Consider the following 19895-nt stretch of genomic DNA (forward strand, 5'->3'; position numbering starts at 1 on the left):
AGCAGGTCCGATGGCTTCAGAACAGTTCACGTGCGGCTACCCCAACAGCGGGACAGCGCGAGATTTTGGATCCCGCTACTGACTACGGAGATCCTCAAGCACTGCAAATTTGCGAAAGGATGATGGCTCATGGCGATTCCGCAAGCTGAAATTTCCGTGATAATCGTAAGCTTCAATACTCGCGAGATGACTCTTAAGGCCATAGAAACCCTCTATGAGAATGCTTCCGACATCGCGCTGCAGGTTATTGTCTGGGACAACGCCTCGCATGATGGGTCGCCGGACGCAATTGAAGTGTTCTTCCCTCAGGTGGAACTCCATCGCTCTCCGGACAATATCGGTTTCGCAGCCGCAAATAACCGCGCGGCGGAGTTCGCGACCGCTGAATGGATCCTTTTGCTCAATTCCGATACGGAGACGCTTCCTGGCTCAATTCAGAATCTGCTCGCTTTCGCCGAAGCCAATGCCGAGGCAGGTATTGTCGGCGGGCGGACGATCTTCGCGGACGGCTCGCTTAATGCCACATCCTGCTTTAACCGGGTGACACTTTGGAGTTTGCTGTGCTCCGCAACGATGCTGTCCCGATTGTTTCCGCATAGTCCTGTGTTCAACCCGGAACGCAGCGTGTCGCGGAGGATGGACCGGGTGCAGAAGGTCGATATTATAACTGGCTGCTTCTTCCTCCTGCGTACCGCCCTATGGCGTAAACTTGGCGGGTTTGACCTGCGATATTTCATGTATTCAGAGGAAAGCGACCTTTGCCTAAGAGCGGCAAAGCTCGGTTATCGTCCGATGGTGACACCAGATGCGACCATCATCCATCATGGGGGCGCTTCCGCCGTGTCTAGCGGCCAAAAACAGGTCCAGAGCTACCGTGGCAAGGTTACGATCATTCGCGATCACTTCAGCGTTCTCGCACGGCCTCTTGGCATCGCGCTGCTCTGGATTACTGCCCTGAATCGCCACTTGGGACATCGGCTCGTCAGCCGCATCCGCAGGCGAGAGGCTCCGCAGGCTCCGATGTGGAAGGCGGTGTGGGAACAGCGCAGGGACTGGCTCGGCGGCTATTAGTGCTGGGGCAAAGATTTCGGGAAGCCGACCGGCCCGATCCCCCGGATTTCCGATTTTCGCTGACGATCGTGTGGAGCCGCGCCATCCGCTCGAAGGCCGCTGCATCGAGTTTTCGGCCGACGCGCGCGCCTGAGGTCGACGTATCGGCGATCAGGCGCACCCATTCCCGGCTGTAGTCATCGACCACGGCGAAGATGCGGAAGCGCCTACCGCAGGCGAAGGCATCGGATACGAAGTCAAGGCTCCAGCGCTGGTTCGGCCCCTGCGGGATCGTCATCGGTGCCCGCACGGCCAGCGCCCACTTGCGACCGCCACGACGGCGAACCTGCAGCCGCTCTTCAAGATACAGCCGCCGGAACTTCTTGTGGTTCATGGTCCATCCTTACCGCCACAGCAGCCAGTGGAGCTGCCGGTAGCCGAACCGGCGGCGTTGGCTGGCCAACTCCCGGATACGCTCACGCACCTTCGCATCGTCAGGCCGACGACTGGCATAGCGCACCATGGTCCAGTCCACGCCCAGCACCGCGCAGGCACGGCGCTGGCTCACCTTGCACTCCTCCGGGAGATGAGCCACCGTATGCCGTCTGACACCGGGCGCTAGAGCGTTTTCCCGACGTTCTGACTCGGAGGGGATTCCTTTGCGGACGCAGTTCTGATTCAAGCTCCTTGCTGGGTCAGGAGTCCAGCATGGATGGCACGAACGCTTTCACAGGACCTTCGGGACCGGGTTGGCGATGGGATCGACGGCCGCATGAGTTGCCGAGCAGCGGCAGCCCACTTTGATGTCAGCATTTCGAGCGCAATCCGCTGGAGACGCCTGGCTCTTCAGTATGGCAGGGCGGTCGCCAAATCTCATCCGTCTACTTCGCAAGGGCCGGACCCTACTTAGAATCGGAGGAAATCTAGGAGCTCAGACCCACCGCGTCGCCCGATGTCCGAATGGCAGACCGCCTGCTGGAGACCGGCGCGGAAAACGAAGTGCGGGTAGATCTGCTCGCAACGCAGGCCGTAGTCCCGGATCATTTCCTCCACAACTTGTGTCGCGCCAAGGCAGGTGGACATCGTGGCATCGTCGCAGACCACGTAACCGCCCCCCGCCATCTAGGGGCGAACGGTTTCATGCGCGAACTTGAGCGGGTGATAGATGTCAAGATCGAGATGGGCGAGGCCGAAGCTTCCCGCCTCGTCGTAGCCGCTCTGCGCAGTGTCTTTGACCAAGCCTTGCACGAGGTGCAGGTTGTCGAGCCCAAGCGAATCCGCTGCCGAGCGGATACGGCCCACATTCGCATCGCCGAATTTGCCGCTCTCGTGCATGTCGACAGCCTTGTCGGTCTTCGGCCTGCTCCCGAAGGTGTCCAGCGCGTAGACCTGCGCGCCCGGATGGAATTCCTTGAGGAGCAGTGCCATAAAGATTGCACTGCCGCCGCTGTAGGAGCCGTATTCGATAATATTCCCGGATTCTTCGGGCATGAAGTATCGAATGATGAGCTAAAGGTTCACCAGCTTTTTTCGTGCGACATAAGTCTTATTCTATTTGGCGACGTTATGCACGCGGCGAAAAATCGGACCGCGCATGACCTGCCGTTCCAGATCGCCAAATTCAAGTCCGGTTCTTCTCTGGTATCCTTCGAACAGATTGCGACCATTGGTGATCCGTCTCTCGACATTCACTTCGGGTAATCCGGCAAATGGGCGCTCCGGCAGATATCGGCTGGCCACCAGGCCGAATAACTTCTTCAGTTGATTTACAGACATACGTGATTGTTCCCAGATCGCGACATCGAAGGCCCCTTTTAAGCAGGTGCTGAGTCGGGAGATCCTATTCCGTGAAGGACAGTCGCATTTTATCAAACTGAGTTGCTGCCTGCTGAGTGCGCCGCAAGACGGACCTGCCGGACGCACTTGCCGGGACCGCGCGCCTCCTCGATCGGAGCAGAAAATCCCGCCGTTACCATCATTCGACCAGAGAGCCATCACGGACCTTGTCAGCGCAGGCGGTCTCAAGAATGTTCGCGTATTGCGAGACGATGACCTCGCGTTTATGCTGATCAAAGGCTCCTTGCCCGGCGAGCGTCGTCAGGCTCTCTTTCAGCCGGGCCTCGTTCGCGATGAGGTGTTCGAGGCCAGCGACAATATCGGCCTGCGTCGAATGATCCCATGCATAGCCGATCATGTCATCGGGGTAGATGCCGTCGATCCCCCAGCCGCGCGTGTGCAGCACCGGAAGCCCGCACAGCATCGCCTCGATAAAGACCATGCCGAACGTCTCGCGCAGAGTCGGCATGGCAAAGCCGGTGTAGGCGTTGAGCGTCGTCTCGAACGCCCCTTGCGGCAGCGGTCCCTTGAGATTGATGTAATCCCCCGCTCCGCGCGCGGCGATCATTGCATCGATGTCGCAGAGCGTTTCGGCGTTGCCGCGGCCCCAGATGTCGAGCGTCACCCTGGGATCCCTGCGGCGTAGTTCGACCACCGCGTCGAGCAGGCCCTTGAGGTTCTTGCGCTTGTGCTGGTCGAGGTTGAACAGCGTGACGATCCGGGCTTCGCCGGTAACGACGGGAGGCAGGAAATTCTCCTGCTTGACGATCGGCAACATCACCTCAACCTTCGCGGGGTCGAGGTCGTGATCCGCAATGAACCTGTCCGCAGTCCACGGTGCGCAGGGCAGTAGGCGGCGCGCGTCTTCCATGATCATGCGCCACTTGGCCGCCATGTCCTTTCGCGCCGCGATGAACTTGATGTCGGTGTCGCCCCAGATATTGGCGATGTAGGGAATGCCAAGTTGGTTCGAGAGCCGATGGGCCACCAGCCCCTCGACTGTCAGTTTGTGAGCGTGGAAAAGGTCGGGCGCAATGCCCTTCTTTTCGAGGTCCGCCTTGATGAAGGCGGTGACGTGCGCCAGCCGGCTTTCGAGCAAAAGGCCCTTGGGCGGTGCCCCGTAAGCGATCGCCGTGCGATCCGTGTCGAAATCGATCGCCACCAGGTTCTTTCGCCAGTTCGCGCGGTTGAGCGAATAGACGACGTGCCGGAACCCGGGCGTGTTGTCGATGAAGCTGACCACGCCCTTCGTTTTGGCTGGTACAATTGGGTCGGGGAAATCGCAGCTGATGTGGACAATGGTCTTCATACTGTTCTCCGCAACCCTGAGGTTTTTGCGCAACGAACTGGTCCCGCACAATACACGAATGAGGCCGTTCCAAATCCGGCAAGCTGCTTGTTGTCACGCTGCGGGCGATCTATAGGCGTTGTTGCAGTGCAAAAACACCCCGGTGAGCAAGCGATGAAGATGTTGGTAACAGGCGCCGCGGGGTTCGTTGGCAGCCATCTTGTGGACGAACTGCTGTCGAGGGGGGCAACGGTGGTGGGGACCGACAATCTGCTGCGCGGCCGGATGGAAAATCTCGCCGGGGCCGGGGCGAACGACCGGTTTACCTTCATCGAGGCCGAACTGGGGGATCCGGACAAGATACCTGACGCCCTCCTCGCGATCGGGCCCTGTGACATGGTTTGGCATATGGCGGCCAATTCCGACATAGCCGCCGGGGCGCGTGACGATGCGATCGACTTTCGCGACACCTTCCAGACCACGCGCAGCGCGCTCGCGATCTGCCGAGCAACGGACGCGCGCAGGTTGGTCTTCGCTTCAACCTCGGCGGTCTACGGGGAAAACGATGAGGCGCTGGCCGAGGATACCGGGCCGCTCTTGCCGATCTCGAATTACGGCGCCATGAAGCTCGCCGCCGAGGCAGCCATCAGCGCGGCGGTGGAAACCTTCCTCGATACCGCCTTCATATTGCGGTTCCCCAACGTCATCGGGTCGCGTGCCACGCACGGCGTCATCTATGACTTCTGCCAAAAGTTGATGGCTGATCCGTCCCTTCTACAAGTGCTCGGGGACGGGACCCAGAAGAAGCCCTATCTCTATGTCGCGGAATTGGTCGAGGCGATGCTTTTCATAATCGACCGTATCGCAGGGCAGCCCGGGCGACACCTTTACAACATCGGTCCTCGCGACGAGGGAGTGTCGGTCAGCGAAATCGCGGGCGCGATGGTGACTCACGCCGGAGGCACAGCGACGATCGCCTATCAGGATACCGATCGCGGCTGGGTAGGGGATGTGCCGCGCTTCTCCTACTCGACCGCGAAGCTGGACCGGTTGGGCTGGAGCCCCGAACTGACATCGCGCGACGCGATGCTGCGCGCCGTCGCCGAATGTGCTGGGGAATGGGGGCTAACTTGAGACAAGCGGTAATCCTTGCCGGAGGGATGGGCACCCGCCTGAAAGCGATCACGGGCGACCTGCCCAAGCCGCTCGCGGCGGTCGAGGGACGCCCTCTGCTCGATCGCCAGCTCGAACTGCTCGCGTCCAACGGAATAAGGGACGTGTGCGTTCTGTGCGGTTATCGCGCTGATGCCATAAGGGACTTTTGCGGCGACGGCTCGCGCTGGGGGCTCGATGTCGAATGTGTCGAGGAGGCGCGCGCCCGGGGCACGGCCGGAGCGGTCATCGACGCGCTGGACAGCCTGCATGACAGCTTCTTCGTGCTCTACGGCGACGTCGTGCTCGACGTCGATCTTGCCGCCATGGCTCGCGTGCACGAAATCAATCGCCCCGATGCGACGCTGCTCGTCCATCCCAACGATCACCCGGCCGATTCGGACATCGTCGAAGTCGACGCGAACGGCTTCGTATTTGCACTCCATTCTTATCCGCACCCCCCGGGCAAGGATCTTCCGAACCTCGTCAATGCCGGCCTTTATATCCTCGACAAGGAAGCTCTCGCGGGGCTGGAGGGTCTCCCGGAAAAGCCTGATTTCGGCAAGCATGTCTTCGCCCGCATGCTGGAAAGCGGACGGACGCTATTCGGCTATCGCAGCCCGGAATACATCAAGGACGCAGGAACGCCCGAGCGGCTGAACAAGACCGGTCGGGATCTGCGTTCAGGCCGGGTGGCTGCCCTTTCTCTGCGAACGCCGTCGCCCGCCGTGTTTCTCGACCGGGACGGCGTGGTGAACGAGGAGCGAAGCTATATCTCCGACCCTGATGAGGTCGTGCTGATCGAGGGCGCGGCCGAAGGGTTGAAACGGCTCAACGGGTCGCGGTTCCGCTCGGTCATCATAACCAATCAGCCCGTAGTCGCGCGCGGCGAGGCGAGCGAGGCGCAGTTGCAGCGGGTACACAATCGCCTCGACACCCTGCTCGGTGCCTGCGGCGCGTATGTCGACGCGCTCTATTTCTGCCCGCACCACCCCGACAAGGGCTTCGAGGGGGAGCGCCCCGAGCTCAAATTCGCCTGCGGCTGCCGCAAGCCGGAGCGCGGCCTGATCGACCGCGCGGCGGAGGATTTCAACATCGACATCGCATCCTCCTGGTATATCGGCGACATGACGACGGACATCGAACTCGCTCGCCGCTGCGGGATGCGCTCGGTCCTCGTCGAAACCGGATTCGCGGGCCGCGACGGGAAGTTCGACGCGGCCGCCACCCATGTCGCGCCCAGTCTACGCGAAGCTGTCGCATTAATCCTAGAACAGGATATCTGAGCGGATCCGGGGCGGACGGTTCCGGGGATTAGCGGCCGGTTTCGGCTCACGGGGAAAGCCATGATCATAAGCAAGACGCCCATGCGGCTCAGTTTCGTCGGCGGGGGAAGCGACCTTCCGTCCTATTACCGCGAGCACGGCGGCGCGGTGCTCAGCACCTCGATCGACAAGTTCGTCTACGTAACCATCAATCCGCGTTTCGAGCATGGTATCCGCCTGTCCTATTCGCGGACCGAGACCGTCGACCATGCCAGCCAGATCGAGCACGCCCTGGTGAAGGCCGGGCTCGAGAAAACCGGCATCGAATCCGGTGTCGAGATCACCTCGATCGCGGACATTCCCTCGCGCGGGAGCGGCATGGGCTCGTCGAGCTCTTTCACCGTCGGGCTGCTCCATGCCCTGTACGCCTATAATGGCAGCTATATCTCGAAGCTCGACCTCGGTCGCGAGGCGTGCGAAGTCGAACTCGACATGTGCGGCGAACCGATCGGCAAGCAGGACCAGTATGCTGCCGCGTCGGGCGGGCTCAACGTCATAGAGTTCCATGCCGACGACAGCGTGACGGTTGCCCCGGTAGTGGCACCACCAGGGACGATTGAGCGGGTCGAGGCGGAAATGATCATGTATTACATCGGCGGCGATCGGTCGGCTTCCACCATACTCGAGAAGCAGGCAAAGGATGTCGGGGGCAGTATCACCAAGACGCAGGCGCTCGGACAGATGGTCGAACTGGTCTACACGCTGCGCGACGAACTCGCCAAGGGTCACGCGGACAGCGTTGGCGCCATCCTGCACGAGAACTGGGAACTCAAGCGCCAGCTTACCGGCGGCATCACAAATTCGCTCATCGACGAAACCTACGATACGGCGAGGGCGAACGGCGCGACCGGGGGCAAGCTTCTTGGTGCGGGCGGTGGCGGCTTCATGGTCTTTTCCGCACCGGTCGAAAAGCATCCCGGGCTGCGAAAGGCCCTGTCGCACCTGCGCGAAGTCCCCTTCCGTTTCGACAAGAACGGAACCGCCATCATTTTCTATCAGTCAGGCAAGCCCGTCGCCACCTGAGCAAGAGGATACCTTACCATGCCCTATTTCCCTTCCAGCCAGATTGAGCACGCCTCCACCTACGCCGACGAATATTTCGAGCGTCTTGCCGAGGCCAGCAAGACCATCGACCGCAATGCCGTCGAAGAGGCGGCTCGCCTGATCGCCGAGACGACCCATGACGGGCGACGGATCTATTGCTGCGGTAATGGTGGCTCCGCTGCGATTTCGAACCACCTCGTTTGCGATTGCGTGAAGGGTATCCGGACCGACTCGACGCTCAGGCCGCAAGTAGTCAGCCTGTCCTCCAATATCGAGATCATTACGGCGATCGGCAACGATATCGGCTATGACAAAATATTCCGCTACCAGCTCGAATCGCTTGCCGGGGCTGGTGATCTTCTCATCGTGATCAGCTCTTCGGGTGGCTCGCCGAATATCGTCGAGGCGGTTGAATGGGCGCGGGAGAACGGCGTGGCGTCGATCGCCATGACCGGCTTTTCGGGAGGCCAGGCCCGCGAGCTTGCGGATATCAGCCTCCATGTCGAGGCCGAGAATTACGGCATCATCGAGGACCTTCACCAATCGCTGATGCATCTCCTCGCCCAGTATTCGCGGCAGAAACACATTTGCGACACGGCGAAGCTGGGGCAGCTCAAGTTCTGAGTCTTGGGCTCAGGACTCATTGCGGCAGCCAGAAGATGACGGTTGCGGCGATGCAGATGGCGGACATGAAGGTGTGGGCTCAGCGATCGTAGCGGGTGTGGATGCGTCTACAGTCCTTGAGCTTGCCGAACATGTTCTCGACCTTGTGACGCTGACGGTAGAGGGCCGTGTCGTGCGGGATGGGCGCCTTGCGGTTGGTCTTTGAGGGGATGCAGGGGGTGATGCCGCGCCGCTCCAACGCGGCGCGGAACCAGTCGGCATCATAGCCCCGATCGGCAAGCAGTGCCTTGGCCTTGGGGAATGCATCGATCATCAGCGCGGCGCCCTTGTAATCGCTCATCTGCCCTTCGCTGAGCAGCATGATCAGCGGACGGCCCTTGCCATCGCAGACTGCATGCAGCTTGGAGTTCAGGCCGCCTTTGGTGCGCCCGATACGTCTGGGTAGAGCCCCTTTTTTAGCAGGCTTGCCGCCGTCCGGTGCGCCTTGAGATGGGTAGCATCGATAGTGAGCTGGTCGGGCTTGCCGCCCTTGGCGGCGAGCTCGGCGAAGATGCGGTTGAACACGCCCAGGCGGCTCCAGCGGATGAACCTGTTGTAGATCGTCTTGTGCGGGCCATAACCTGCCGGTGCATCGCGCCAGCGCAGCCCGTTTCTGATCACGAAGATGATGCCGCTCACAATCCGTCGATCATCGACCCGCAGGATACCGTGCGACAGGGGAAAATAAGACTCGATCCGGCGCATCTGCGGCTCGCTCAACAACCACAGATCGGACATCGGCAGCAGCACCTTGATGCTGCCACTGAACCAACCGATTGTGTCCAGCGCAAGCGATTTAACGGGTCCTGAGCCTAGGTGTTTCGCAAAGACGGCTAAAGAACAGAGCCTAATGAATTACAATTCCTTGAGGAATACTGCTGCGAGCTCGACAGGGGATGACTGGATTTGTCTAACGTGAAGAACCGTATTCGTAATATCTGTACTGGTACCTGTAGTCCTCTCCCGCCTCGAGCGCCTTGTACATGGTAAGTACGGCACCGATGACCTTTCCTCCGACGTCAGAGAGACGCTTCACCGCAGTACGTGCCTGATTGATGCTAGTACGGTTCGCTTGGACGACGAAAATTGTTCCGTCGACGAGCTTCGCAATCTCCGGCGCATCGGCCAACCCGAGCACCGGGCTGGTGTCGATTATGACAAGAGAATATTTCCCACGGCATTCGTGCAGGATGTGTTGGAACCTCTCGGAGGAGATCGCCTCGCTTGGGTTCGTCGGTTTGCCACCCAGAGTGAGCACGCTCAAATTTTCGTGCAACCCTTCGATCGTGGCTTCTTCTAGGGCCGCATGCCCGAGCAGGACCTCGGTAAGCCCCGTCCCAGTGTCAGGCACATCCAAGAGCTTGCGGATCGAAGGTTTTCTCATGTCGGCATCAATAAGAAGCGTCTTTCGACCCATCCGCGCGAACAGCTCCGCGAGTATAAGGGCCGTCGTCGATTTGCCCTCGCTTGGTTGACTGCTCGTTAGCTGGATAAGGACACCGTCGCGCGGGATCGAGTAGTCGATGGTTCCGCGGATCGAGGTATAAGCCTCCACGAGGGTATGGAATTGATCGGAGTCCTCGTCGTCAGCAAATGGCGAGTCGACCAGAGGGGTGAGGCCAAGGAACGGGATGCCAAGCCTTTCTTCGATGTCTTCCGCTCGCCGCAGCTGGTCGATGAAGATCTCCCGTGCCAGAGCAAGCCCGCCGGCAATGGCGAGGCCGATAACGAACGAGACTGTCAAGTTGCGAAGCAGCTTCGGCGAAACCGGTGATTTGGGCACAGCAGCACGATCGAGCGGCAGTACTGTGCCGCTTTGCACGTTCGCAGCCGTGCTGACCGCGTTATAGCGGTCGAGCAGGCTCTTCAATTGCTCTCTTAATGCGGCGGCCTCACGTTCCAGTACTTCGAATTCGCCGGTCAGTCCCTGTTCTTCCATCGCAGCTCCGGTAGCCTCAGCAAGTTCGCCTTCCAGGGCCGCCTCTTGCCGCCGTGCAATTTCGAACTCGTTGCGAATGGTTGCCTTGATGTCGGCAGACGTCCCTTCGATCTGCCTATCAAGTAGCGAGATGCGAGACTTTAGATCAACGACATCGGGGAATTGTTCGTCGTAGCGCTGCATTAGGAGACTAAGTTCGCCATTCAGCCTCGCGCGTTCGGCGACAAGGTTCTGGATCGCCGCATTTCTTTGGAACTCAGGCAATTGTGTTGCCGGGACGTCCTCAGTCGCCCGCCAACGCTGCTCCGCCTTAATCCGGGTCGCCTTCGCTTCAGCGAGCGCCTCGTTGATGCTTATGAGATTGGCGCTGCGAATGGTCGTGCTCGCCTCGCCTTCCTCTGTGGCCTGTGTGACGATCCCTACATTTTGTGCATAAGCATTCGCCTCGGCTTCTGAGACCTTGAGTTTGTCGCGCACCTCTTCGATCTGTTCTGACAGATACTGACGTGCATAGGCGTTACTCATAACGTTCCGCTTGGCATCCGACGCGACAAATGCATCGAGATAGGCATTGGCGATCGCAGCTGAGCGGACCGGATCTCCTGATCGATACTGGATTTCGATAATCTTGCTTTGCTGCGGGATATTGGCTTCGACTCCGCCCTGAAGGGCTTGGGCTGCCATTGTCAGCTTGCGTTCTTCCCACTGCTCATCCGATAGGTTGGATGGACGGTTTTCGTCCACATCTTTGCCTAGTATCCCGTTCAGGGCACCGTCGTTTAGCCGTGAGGCGACCTCATACGCCATAGTGCGGCTCTTTATGATTTCGCCCTGTGTCATAAGCACTACATCAAGCTTTTCACGCGTCTCCAGAATTTCCTGACCTTCGGTGATGTTACTACCCCTCGCGGAGACTTGTACGGTCGCCGAGGCCTCGTAAGTCGGCTCGGTGAGAAGAAATACGACGATGCCCGTCACGAGCGCGATGAGAATTGAAACCCCAATCACCCAGCGCTGCCGGAAAAGAGCACCGCGTAGCCAGGCGGTGTCGAACATTGGCGGTGCTGGCGATGCCTGCGGCACATACTCAGCAGGAGCCGGGAGATACGCGTCCGCCCATGTATTGTCATGGCCAGCGTCGGCCTGCCGTATCTGATTGTTATTCATGGGTTCAGTTCCGCAGCGCGGCCACGGCGAAGACGCCAAATACCGGAATGGTCCTAAGCATATCCTGCCAGAATACCGAAAGGCCGTTGGTGCCCATCACCACCCGATCACCAGGCTGCAGGACTGGGTCGAGCATAGTGCCCTGACTGACCTGCTGGTAGTCGAATTTCGCTATTAAAATGCCATCCGAGCTTTCCCGGAAAACCGCCACCTGTTTCGTGTCGGCCGTGCGCTGAGGCCCGCTGGCCATGGCTATTGCCGACGAGAGTCGAGAGCCAGGCTGGAAGGCATAAACGCCAGGAGACTCGACCGCTCCTTCGACCGTAACAAGGTGCGAAGCGTAATCAGCGATGTTCACGCTGACCATTGGCGACTTAAGGCCCGCTGCAGCGAGCCGACGGGTAACGTCCTGTTCGAGGGCTCGCGTCGTCATGCCTGCTGCCATGATGGTTCCGAGCATTGGCAGGGACACGCTACCGTCTACGCCAAGTCGAACTTCTTCGACCGAAAGTTCCGGTTCGCGGAACACGTTAACGGAAATCTTGTCGGAGGGTCGCAGCAGGTACGTAGAGTCGCGGGTGTAGGAATAGCTCGCCTGCCCAAGATCGGCGATTGGGCGGGTCACGGCAGGCCCTATAAGCGGATCAGGTGTCGAGGCACAGGCTCCGATCGTGAGGGTGGAGGCGATGCAGAGTGCTTTTACGAAAGCGGGGAACGGGCTACTCAACGGCATTAATTTCCCTCCGATGCTTGGCATTTCGCTTAGACGCTGGTTTTTTGCGATGCAATAAGCTTGCGTCGTGACATCGACCTAAAGACGCCCATTCGCGCGTTGTCCGCTTGTGCAATTTCGTTGCCCGATGGCATTTTGCTTGTCTGCGGTGATCAATGGCTTGCAGTCTGGGCAAGGACTCAATTCGAAAGGCAGGGTTATGTCCGCAGGAACAGGTGCATCGTTTCTCAGCTTGGGGGCAGTAGGACTGTATTCGGTTACAGCGATCGGTTGCCTCTTCGCGACATGGATCGCCATGCAGCAGCACCAGCAAACTTGGCACCGTCATGTCTGGCTATTGCTCGCCGTGCTGTTCGGCGCGCTTATCGTGATGCGGATGTTTGGCCTTGAGGAAATCATCCGCGACGGCTTGCGTACACTCCTGCGCGGAGAGGGCTCGTACCAGCAGCGTCAGGCCATCCAGCGCCCGCTCGTATCGTTCATCTTGGTTCTTTTTACGGCCTTGCTGTCTTTCTTGGCCTTTCGCTTCCTGAGACAGATCCGCGGACGCCGTAATTACGCGTCTGCCGCCGGGGCCGGAGCGGGCCTCGCGATGATTTTACTGCTCCTGCTGCGTATCACCTCGCTTCACGTCGTGGACAAGGTGCTCTACGGTCCGTTCAGGTTCAACTGGATCGCCGATGTGGGGATCACGCTCGTCGCTCTCGGCGCGGCAGCGCGCTATGTCATGATCCTGCGGCGGGGGCACTGAGCCACCTGCGTCAATCGAAGGTGGCCGTGATGATGTCGGCGATTCTGCGGCTAGAACTGCCGTCACCATAGGGTGAGTGAGCCATCGCCATTGCCTCGTAGGCCGACCTGTCGTCCAGCAAGCGCGTCGTTTCGGCCACGATCCGGTCCTGGTCGGCACCAACCAGCTTGGCTGTCCCGGCTGCTACGCCCTCGGGCCGTTCGGTCGTGTCGCGCATGACGAGAACGGGCTTGCCCAGGCTCGGCGCTTCCTCCTGCACGCCACCGGAATCCGTGAGCACGAGATCGCATGCTTCCATCATCGCGACGAAGCCCAAATAGTCGAGCGGTTCGAGAAGCGCGATTGTGTCGATCCTCGCCAAGGCCGCTCGCATTACGTCTGAGACGTTCGGATTCGGATGAACCGGGTAGATGATCGCAATGTCGTCGCGGTCGGCGAGCCGGAGCAGGGCCGAGGCGATCTCCTGCATTCCTTTGCCAAAGTTCTCCCGTCTATGGGCGGTCACGGCTATGATCCGGCGACCTGCGAAGCGTTCGCGCAGCCTGGCGATCATAGGCGCGAGTTCACGGGTCGTTCGTATTCTGGTGCGCGCTTCGAGCAGAGCATCGATGACGGTATTGCCCGTGACATGAATCCGATCGGGCGGGATATTTTCAGCCCGAAGCGCGCCGGCCGCTGCTTCGGTGGGCGCGAAATGAAGATCGGCAATCGCACCTGTCACCTTGCGGTTCACCTCCTCCGGCCAGGGCGCGTATATGTTCCCGCTCCGCAGGCCTGCCTCGACATGGCCCACCGGGATGCGGCGGAAATAGCAGGCAAGCGTCGCCATCATCGTCGTCAGCGTGTCGCCGTGGACCAGCACGCGGTCGGGCCGTTCGGCATCGAGCGCCTCGCCGAAGCGGGTGACGATGCGCGCGGCGAGCTGGTCGAGGTTCTGCCCCGGCTGCATCAGGTCGAGATCGATGTCGGGCGCAATCCCGGCGATCGAAAGGACCTGATCCAGCATCGCGCGATGTTGCGCCGTGACCGCCACGCGCACGTCGAAACGCCCCGTCTCGCGCAGGGCCGTGACGACCGGGAACATCTTGATCGCCTCCGGCCGGGTCCCGAAGGTTACCAGTATGCGCGGCCGGGAATCCCCCTTGCTCATCGCTTGAGCATGCCCCTCGTATCGTAGACGATATGCCCGGATAGGTCCTCGGGTGTGAGATGCCGGAAGGCGGTGTGATCGACAAGCACGACGACGATCTCCGCTTCGCGCAGCGCCGCGTCGAGCGTAACCAGCTTCGCGCCCGTGCCGGCCAGTTCGTCGGGAAGCTGCTCGGCGAAGGGCTCGACGACGAGAATGCGTTCGCCGAGATCGCGCGCGAGGGAGGTGCTGATTTCGAGCGCGGGGCTTTCGCGGAAATCGTCGATATCTGGCTTGAAGGCGAGCCCCAGCAGCGCTGCCTTTCCATATCGCGCGGCGCGTAGCTGTTTGCGGATCCTTTCCTCGGTGTGGATCGCCTTGTGGTCGTTGACCTCGCGCGCGGTGCGGATTAGCCGGGCCTTGTCTGGCGCTCCGGATACGAGGAACCACGGGTCGACCGCGATGCAATGCCCACCGACCCCTGGGCCGGGCTGCAGGACGTTGACGCGCGGGTGGCGATTGGCGAGGCGGATCACCTCCCATACGTCGATCTCCATCGCATCGGCGATCATCGACAACTCGTTGGCGAAGGCGATGTTGACATCGCGAAAGCTGTTCTCGACCAGCTTGACCGTCTCGGCGATCCGCGCGTTGGTGACTAGGCAGTCGCCCTTCACGAAGCTGTGGTAGAGCGCTGCCGCGCGGCCTGCACAGTCCGGGGTAATGCCGCCGATGACGCGGTCGTTGTATACCAGTTCGGTCACGATCCTTCCTGGCAGGACGCGTTCGGGGCAATAGGCGAGCGCAATGTCGCCGCCCTCACGGTCGCCAAAGCGCGGTACGGCAAGATCGGGCCGGACCCCGGCGATGATTTCGGCGACACTTTCGGTCGTGCCTACGGGCGATGTGCTCTCGACGATGACGCAGGCCCCGGGCAGTAACTTCGGTGCAATCGCGCGAGCTGCCGCTTCTACGGAGGCAATGTCGGGCGCATTGTCGGCACCGAGCGGGGTCGGGACCGCGATCATGTAGAAATGCGCTGTGGGCACTTCCAGCGACGCGACCAGCTGTTCGCTTGCGACGGCCTCGCGGACGAGGCCGTCGAGATCGCGTTCCTCGATATGAACGCGGCCCGCATTGACGGTTTCGATAACGCTCTGCGAGACGTCCACCCCGCACACCCTCCAGCCCCTAGTTGCAAGGACCGCTGCGGTCGGCAGGCCGATATAGCCGAGCCCGATGACCGCGATTTCGTGGTCGGGTATTGCCTCGCTTGCCGCATCGGGCCCTATCGCCTTGGCTGCTTCGAAGGGTGCGTTCATCGGTCCATCGCTTTCGTTCTGCGCGAGGCAATGGACCGGTAGGGCTTAAAATCACGTTAGGCTTGCTGCGGCTTTCACCATTCGGCCGACGCAGCAAGCGCGAGTCGGGCGGGGTTTGTTGGGCTAGTTCTTCCAGGGGTCTTGCGACCGGCCACGATTTGCGGGACCGCAGTCTACTTCGGGGCCGAGCAGGATGATAGCGGGCTCCGCGCGGGAAGGAAAAACGCCGCTAAGACGCGCGCCATCAGTCCCCGAGCGCCTGACGGTAGGCCGCGAGCAGCGGCGAGATCTGGTGCTGCCAATTCAAGTCCTCGACCACGCGCCGCCGACCGTATTGCCCCATCGTCTCGCGGCGGGCGGGATCGTCGATAAGTTCCAGCATCTTCACCGCCAGGTCGCATGCATCATTGGGAGCGGCATAGAGCGAGGCCTCCCGCGCGGAGAACCGCCCTTCGGTCACGTCGAATTGCACAATCGCCTTGCCCAGACTCATATATTCCATGATCTTGTTCATGGTCGACTTGTCGTTCATCGCATTGACGCGGTCGGGATTGACGCCGAGATCCATGGTCGAGAGTACCTCGAACAGGTCCTTGTCGGGCGCACGGCCGGTGAAGGTGATGTAGTCGGCAAGCCCCCGCTGCGCGGTCATAGCCTGAAGGTCCGCGAGCGCCGGGCCGCCGCCGACCAGCACGAACTGGACATCCTCGCGTCCCTTTTTCCGCACGATGAAGTCGACCGCGTCGATCAGCAGGTCGATGCCTTCCTGCTCGCCCATCACCCCGACATAGCCGACCATGTGCGCGCGCCCGTTCTTCCATGCATCGACCGGGGGGACCAGTTTCAGCCGCGATAGGTCGGGGCCGGAGCGCACCACGTGGACCCTGTCCGCCTTCATTCCGCCGCGGGTCGTGGCGATCGCCTTGTAGCTTTCATTGGTCGCGATCGAGACATCCGCGACCTTGAAGGTCAGTTTCTCGAACAGGACCATCAGCCGCCAGAAGAAGCCGCGCTTGCCGAACTTCGCCTCGTAAAGCTCGGGATTGATGTCGTGGTGGTCGAAGATGTAGCGCACGCCCAGCGCCTTGAAGGGCAGCGCGACGAGGAAGATGAGGTCGGGCGGGTTGCACCCCTGGATCACGTCGATCCGGCGCCTGAAATGGATCTTCCACGCCAGCACCGTCTCCCAGAACAGCGCCGCGCCGTATTCGGCGAGGAAGCCCAATGCGCCCGAGGCTTCGAGCGGGAGCGGGTGGCGGTGGATCTCAACGCCCTCGATCACCTCGAAACGCGCCTCGTGTCCCTTGCCGGTCGGGCAGATGATCGAGACGTGCGCGCCCGCCGCCTTCAGCGTGCGCGCCTCCTGCCACACCCGCCGGTCGAAGGGCAGCGGAAGGTTTTCGACCACGATGAGGACGTGCTTGCCTTTCAGCGGCTCGCCCTCGATGATCGCCGGGATGCCTTCCTCGGCGCTCGTCACGGGATCACGCTGACATCGACGATCCGCGGGGCATCGAGCGCGAGCGTCTCGATCAGGCGGTTGGTCGCGATGACGCAGGCATAATCGCGCGCCTCGGCATCGTCCCTGGAGACGAGCAGGTCGTCGATCCGCGGCAGCAGCGAATAGGCATAGCCGAGGTTCTGCCCAACGAGGCTTTCGGGCGCGATCTGGGGGTCGTAGATGTCGAGGTCGTAGCCCGCTTCGAGCAGCTTCCTCGCCATGTCGACCGCCGGGCTTTCGCGCAGGTCGTCGGTTTCCGCCTTGAACGCGAGGCCCACCAGAAGGACTTTCGCGCCGGGCTGCAGCCCTTCGGTTGCCTTCAGGAACTGGTGGTGTTTGTGCGCCTCGTTCGAGCGGATCAGCGAATCGACGAGATGGGTGGCCGAGCCCGTGTCGGCGGCGATGTATTGCAGCGCCCGCACATCCTTCGGCAGGCACGACCCGCCAAAGGCACCGCCCGGCCGGGTGTAATAGGCCGAGATGTTGAGCTTGGTGTCGCTCTTGAAGATTTCGTGGACCGCCTTCGCCGAGATGTCGAGATTCTGGCACACGCGGCCGATCTCGTTGGCGAAGGCGACTTTCACCGCGTGCCACGAATTGTCGACGAACTTGGTGATCTCCGCCTCGCGCAGGCCGACTTCGAAGACGGGCGCGTCGATGCCTTCGTTCAGTTTCGCCATGTTCGCCGAGGGCTTCCCGCCGAGCGTCCCGATGACGATCTTGGGCGGGTGGAAATAATCGTCGATCGCGCTCGCTTCGCGCAGGAATTCGGGGTTGTAGACCAGTTCGACCGCGCTCGTTGCCTTGTCGCCCAGATGGCTTTCGAGGATCGGCCAGATGATGTTCTCGCAGCTGCCCGGGCGCATGGTCGAGCGGTAGGCGAGGGTGAGCGGCTTTTCGCGATCCGGCTTCAGCGCGGTGGCGATGGAGCGCGTCACCTGTGCGATGAAGCTCATGTTGTGCGCGCCATCGACGCCCGAGGGCGTGCCGACGCAGACTATGGCGAGGTCGCAGTCGTCGAGTTCGCTCGCCAGGCTGGTCGTCGCGGAAATCCGCCCTTCGGCGTGGGCCTCGGCGATGAGCTCGCCGAGGCCCGGCTCGTAGACCGGTGCCCGACCCGCATTGAGCGTCTCGACCTTCGCGCTGCTGACGTCCATGCCGACCACGCTATGCCCCTGGCTGGCGATGCACCCGGCGGCGGTAGAGCCGACATAGCCGAGACCGAAGATTGCTACTTTCAAGACTTCCCCCTGGAACGCGACCCATGCGACGCCCGCCGATGGCGGGGTAGCAACAGGCCCGCGATGGTGCAATGCACAAAAGAACATCCCGCAAGAGCGCGCTCGACCCGCCTTGCGCAGAGAGGGTCCGGGCCTTGCCAGCGCAGACGGTCCGCGTCACAGAGGCTGCAAGAGGGAGAACTGCCATATGAGTGAGACGCAGGGGCCGCTTTCCGGCCTGAAAGTCATCGAATTCAGTGGGATCGGTCCGGGTCCGCATGTCGCCATGCTCCTTGCCGATCTCGGAGCCGAGATAGTGCGGATCGAGCGGCCCGGCACTGCGGTCTCGAACCCGGTCGTCGAACGTGCGCGCCACCGCGTGGCGGTCGATCTCAAGAGCGAGGAGGGCAAGGCCTTCTGCCGCGAGGCGGCGGCGAAGGCGGATGTCCTGATCGAAGGCTTCCGCCCCGGCGTGATGGAGCGCCTCGGGCTCGGCCCGGACGAATTGCTCGCTGCCAATGAACGGCTGGTCTATGCTCGGATGACCGGCTGGGGGCAGGACGGACCGCTTGCTCAAGCGGCTGGCCACGACATCAACTATATCGCGCTGACCGGGGCGCTGTCCGCCGTGGGGAAAACCGGCGAACCGCCGGTTCCGCCGCAGAACCTCGTCGGCGATTTCGGCGGAGGCTCGATGTATTGCGCCTTCGGGATCATGGCCGCGCTCTACGAACGGGAGCGGTCCGGCAAGGGACAGGTTGTCGATGCGGCGATCGTGGATGGGGCGACCAGCCTGATGAGCTTCTTCTTCGGCGTGCGCGGCCGACCCTTCATAACGACCGAAAGGGGGAAGGGCATGCTCGGCGGGGCGGCGCATTTCTATCGCTGCTTCACCTGCGCCGATGGAAAGGAAATCTCGCTCGGCTCGATCGAGCCGCAATTCTACGCCGAAATGCTGGCCAGGGCGGGCGCGCCGGCGGAGCTCGCCGAGGGGCAGATGGACGTAGCGAAGTGGGACGAGAACGCGGATAAGCTCGCGGCGCTGTTCAAGACCAAGACCCGCGATGAATGGTGCGAACTGCTCGAGGGATCGGACGCCTGTTTCGCCCCCGTTCTCGATATCGACGAAGCGCGCGAGCACCCGCATATGCAGGCGCGCGGCACTTTCGTCGAACATGACGGCGAATGGCACACCGCCCCTGCGCCGCGCTTCAGCCGGACGCCGGGTGCGGTGCGTTCCAGCGCGGAGGACGGGGCCGAAGTGGTTTCCCGCTGGTCGGCGCAGGGCTGATGGCGGGCAAGTATTTCGACGAATGGCAGGTGGGCGAGCGGATCGAGCACCCGATCCGCCGGACCGTGACCGAGACCGACAACCTGTTGTTCTCGACCATGACCCACAACCCGCAGCCGCTCCACCTCGATGCCGAGGCGGCGAAGGCGAGTGGTTTCGGGCAGATCCTCGTCAATTCGACCTTCACCTTTGCGCTTCTGGTGGGTCTGTCGGTGGGAGAGACGACGCTTGGCACACTGGTCGCCAATCTTGGCTTTACCGATGTCGTTACACCCAGGCCCGTCTTCATCGGCGACACGCTCCACGCGATCACCGAGGTAAAGGAATTGCGCGAAAGCAAGTCGCGGCCCGAGGCGGGGATCGTCACCTTCGTCCATGAAATGCTCAATCAGCGCGGCGAAGTGGTGTGTCGCTGCGAACGTTCCGCCCTGCTCGAGCGGAGGCCTTCCGGGACCTAAACGCTTCCCGACCGTTCCATCTGCGA

General features: G+C 61.4%; 17 protein-coding genes and 2 pseudogenes. 8 read left to right on the plus strand and 11 right to left on the minus strand.

Features of this window, described 5'->3' with window-relative positions; translation table 11 throughout:
• The first annotated feature begins 129 nt into the window (after positions 1–129).
• Positions 130–1071: a glycosyltransferase family 2 protein gene (locus RIB52_RS00245; RefSeq protein ID WP_350171713.1), complete on the plus strand. Its 942-nt coding sequence runs from the start codon at positions 130–132 to the stop codon at positions 1069–1071.
• A gap of 52 nt (positions 1072–1123) precedes the next feature.
• On the opposite strand, the pseudogene RIB52_RS00250 reads toward RIB52_RS00245, so the two are convergent.
• The 4 genes and pseudogenes from RIB52_RS00250 to RIB52_RS00265 all read right to left on the minus strand — a co-directional run.
• Positions 1124–1672, minus strand: a pseudogene (locus RIB52_RS00250) (IS3 family transposase); the annotation flags it as partial.
• Positions 1673–2172: 500 nt separating this feature from the next.
• Positions 2173–2541 (minus strand): TylF/MycF/NovP-related O-methyltransferase, encoded by a 369-nt coding sequence (locus RIB52_RS00255; protein WP_350171715.1) that lies wholly within the window; start codon positions 2539–2541, stop codon positions 2173–2175.
• Positions 2542–2601: 60 nt separating this feature from the next.
• Positions 2602–2826 carry a hypothetical protein gene (locus RIB52_RS00260; protein ID WP_350171717.1) on the minus strand — a complete coding sequence of 75 codons (225 nt, stop codon included), beginning with the start codon at positions 2824–2826 and terminating at the stop codon, positions 2602–2604.
• Between the two features lie 199 nt (positions 2827–3025).
• A complete protein-coding gene (locus RIB52_RS00265; protein WP_350171719.1) occupies positions 3026–4129 on the minus strand; it encodes a glycosyltransferase in 1104 nt (367 codons plus the stop codon).
• Between the two features lie 192 nt (positions 4130–4321).
• Here RIB52_RS00265 and RIB52_RS00270 point away from each other — a divergent pair, with 192 nt between their 5' ends.
• From RIB52_RS00270 to RIB52_RS00285, 4 genes are read left to right on the plus strand one after another with little or no spacing between them, the layout of a single operon-like run.
• A complete protein-coding gene (locus RIB52_RS00270; RefSeq protein WP_350171721.1) occupies positions 4322–5308 on the plus strand; it encodes an NAD-dependent epimerase/dehydratase family protein in 987 nt (328 codons plus the stop codon).
• Positions 5305–6612 (plus strand): HAD-IIIA family hydrolase, encoded by a 1308-nt coding sequence (locus tag RIB52_RS00275; RefSeq protein WP_350171723.1) that lies wholly within the window; start codon positions 5305–5307, stop codon positions 6610–6612. Before RIB52_RS00270 ends, RIB52_RS00275 begins: the two co-directional genes overlap by 4 nt.
• 60 nt (positions 6613–6672) lie before the next feature.
• Entirely contained in the window at positions 6673–7674 is a 1002-nt protein-coding gene (locus tag RIB52_RS00280; protein ID WP_350171725.1) for a GHMP family kinase ATP-binding protein, read from the plus strand.
• 18 nt (positions 7675–7692) lie between these two features.
• Entirely contained in the window at positions 7693–8319 is a 627-nt protein-coding gene (locus RIB52_RS00285; protein ID WP_350171727.1) for a D-sedoheptulose-7-phosphate isomerase, read from the plus strand.
• 82 nt (positions 8320–8401) lie between these two features.
• On the opposite strand, the pseudogene RIB52_RS00290 reads toward RIB52_RS00285, so the two are convergent.
• The 3 genes and pseudogenes from RIB52_RS00290 to RIB52_RS00300 form a co-directional block, all read right to left on the minus strand.
• A pseudogene (locus tag RIB52_RS00290) lies at positions 8402–9096 on the minus strand (IS5 family transposase); the annotation flags it as partial.
• 172 nt (positions 9097–9268) lie between these two features.
• Entirely contained in the window at positions 9269–11464 is a 2196-nt protein-coding gene (locus tag RIB52_RS00295; RefSeq protein ID WP_350171729.1) for a GumC family protein, read from the minus strand.
• 4 nt (positions 11465–11468) lie between these two features.
• Positions 11469–12089, minus strand: a complete 621-nt coding sequence (locus tag RIB52_RS00300; RefSeq protein ID WP_350171731.1) for a polysaccharide biosynthesis/export family protein — start codon at positions 12087–12089, stop codon at positions 11469–11471.
• 403 nt (positions 12090–12492) lie between these two features.
• On the opposite strand from RIB52_RS00300, the gene RIB52_RS00305 reads away from it, so the two are divergent.
• Positions 12493–12948 (plus strand): hypothetical protein, encoded by a 456-nt coding sequence (locus tag RIB52_RS00305; RefSeq protein ID WP_350171733.1) that lies wholly within the window; start codon positions 12493–12495, stop codon positions 12946–12948.
• A 10-nt stretch (positions 12949–12958) separates the two neighbouring features.
• On the opposite strand, the gene wecB is transcribed toward RIB52_RS00305, so the two are convergent.
• The 4 genes from wecB to RIB52_RS00325 all read right to left on the minus strand — a co-directional run bounded on the left by wecB (position 12959) and on the right by RIB52_RS00325 (position 18141).
• Positions 12959–14098 carry a non-hydrolyzing UDP-N-acetylglucosamine 2-epimerase gene (gene wecB / locus RIB52_RS00310; RefSeq protein ID WP_350171735.1) on the minus strand — a complete coding sequence of 380 codons (1140 nt, stop codon included), beginning with the start codon at positions 14096–14098 and terminating at the stop codon, positions 12959–12961.
• Positions 14095–15399 carry a UDP-N-acetyl-D-mannosamine dehydrogenase gene (wecC, locus tag RIB52_RS00315; protein WP_350171737.1) on the minus strand — a complete coding sequence of 435 codons (1305 nt, stop codon included), beginning with the start codon at positions 15397–15399 and terminating at the stop codon, positions 14095–14097. The genes wecB and wecC overlap by 4 nt, the downstream gene beginning before the upstream one ends.
• Positions 15400–15643: 244 nt before the next feature.
• A complete protein-coding gene (locus tag RIB52_RS00320; RefSeq protein ID WP_350171739.1) occupies positions 15644–16879 on the minus strand; it encodes a glycosyltransferase family 4 protein in 1236 nt (411 codons plus the stop codon).
• Positions 16876–18141, minus strand: a complete 1266-nt coding sequence (locus tag RIB52_RS00325; RefSeq protein WP_350171741.1) for a nucleotide sugar dehydrogenase — start codon at positions 18139–18141, stop codon at positions 16876–16878. The genes RIB52_RS00320 and RIB52_RS00325 overlap by 4 nt, the downstream gene beginning before the upstream one ends.
• Before the next feature lie 187 nt (positions 18142–18328).
• On the opposite strand from RIB52_RS00325, the gene RIB52_RS00330 reads away from it, so the two are divergent.
• On the plus strand, positions 18329–19411 hold the full coding sequence (locus tag RIB52_RS00330) for a CaiB/BaiF CoA transferase family protein (RefSeq protein ID WP_350171743.1): 1083 nt from the start codon (positions 18329–18331) through the stop codon (positions 19409–19411).
• A complete protein-coding gene (locus RIB52_RS00335) occupies positions 19411–19869 on the plus strand; it encodes a MaoC family dehydratase (RefSeq protein ID WP_350171745.1) in 459 nt (152 codons plus the stop codon). The genes RIB52_RS00330 and RIB52_RS00335 overlap by 1 nt, the downstream gene beginning before the upstream one ends.
• Positions 19870–19895: the final 26 nt, after the last annotated feature.

The sequence above is a fragment of the Erythrobacter sp. genome, assembly GCF_040217515.1.
Classification (GTDB): domain Bacteria; phylum Pseudomonadota; class Alphaproteobacteria; order Sphingomonadales; family Sphingomonadaceae; genus Erythrobacter.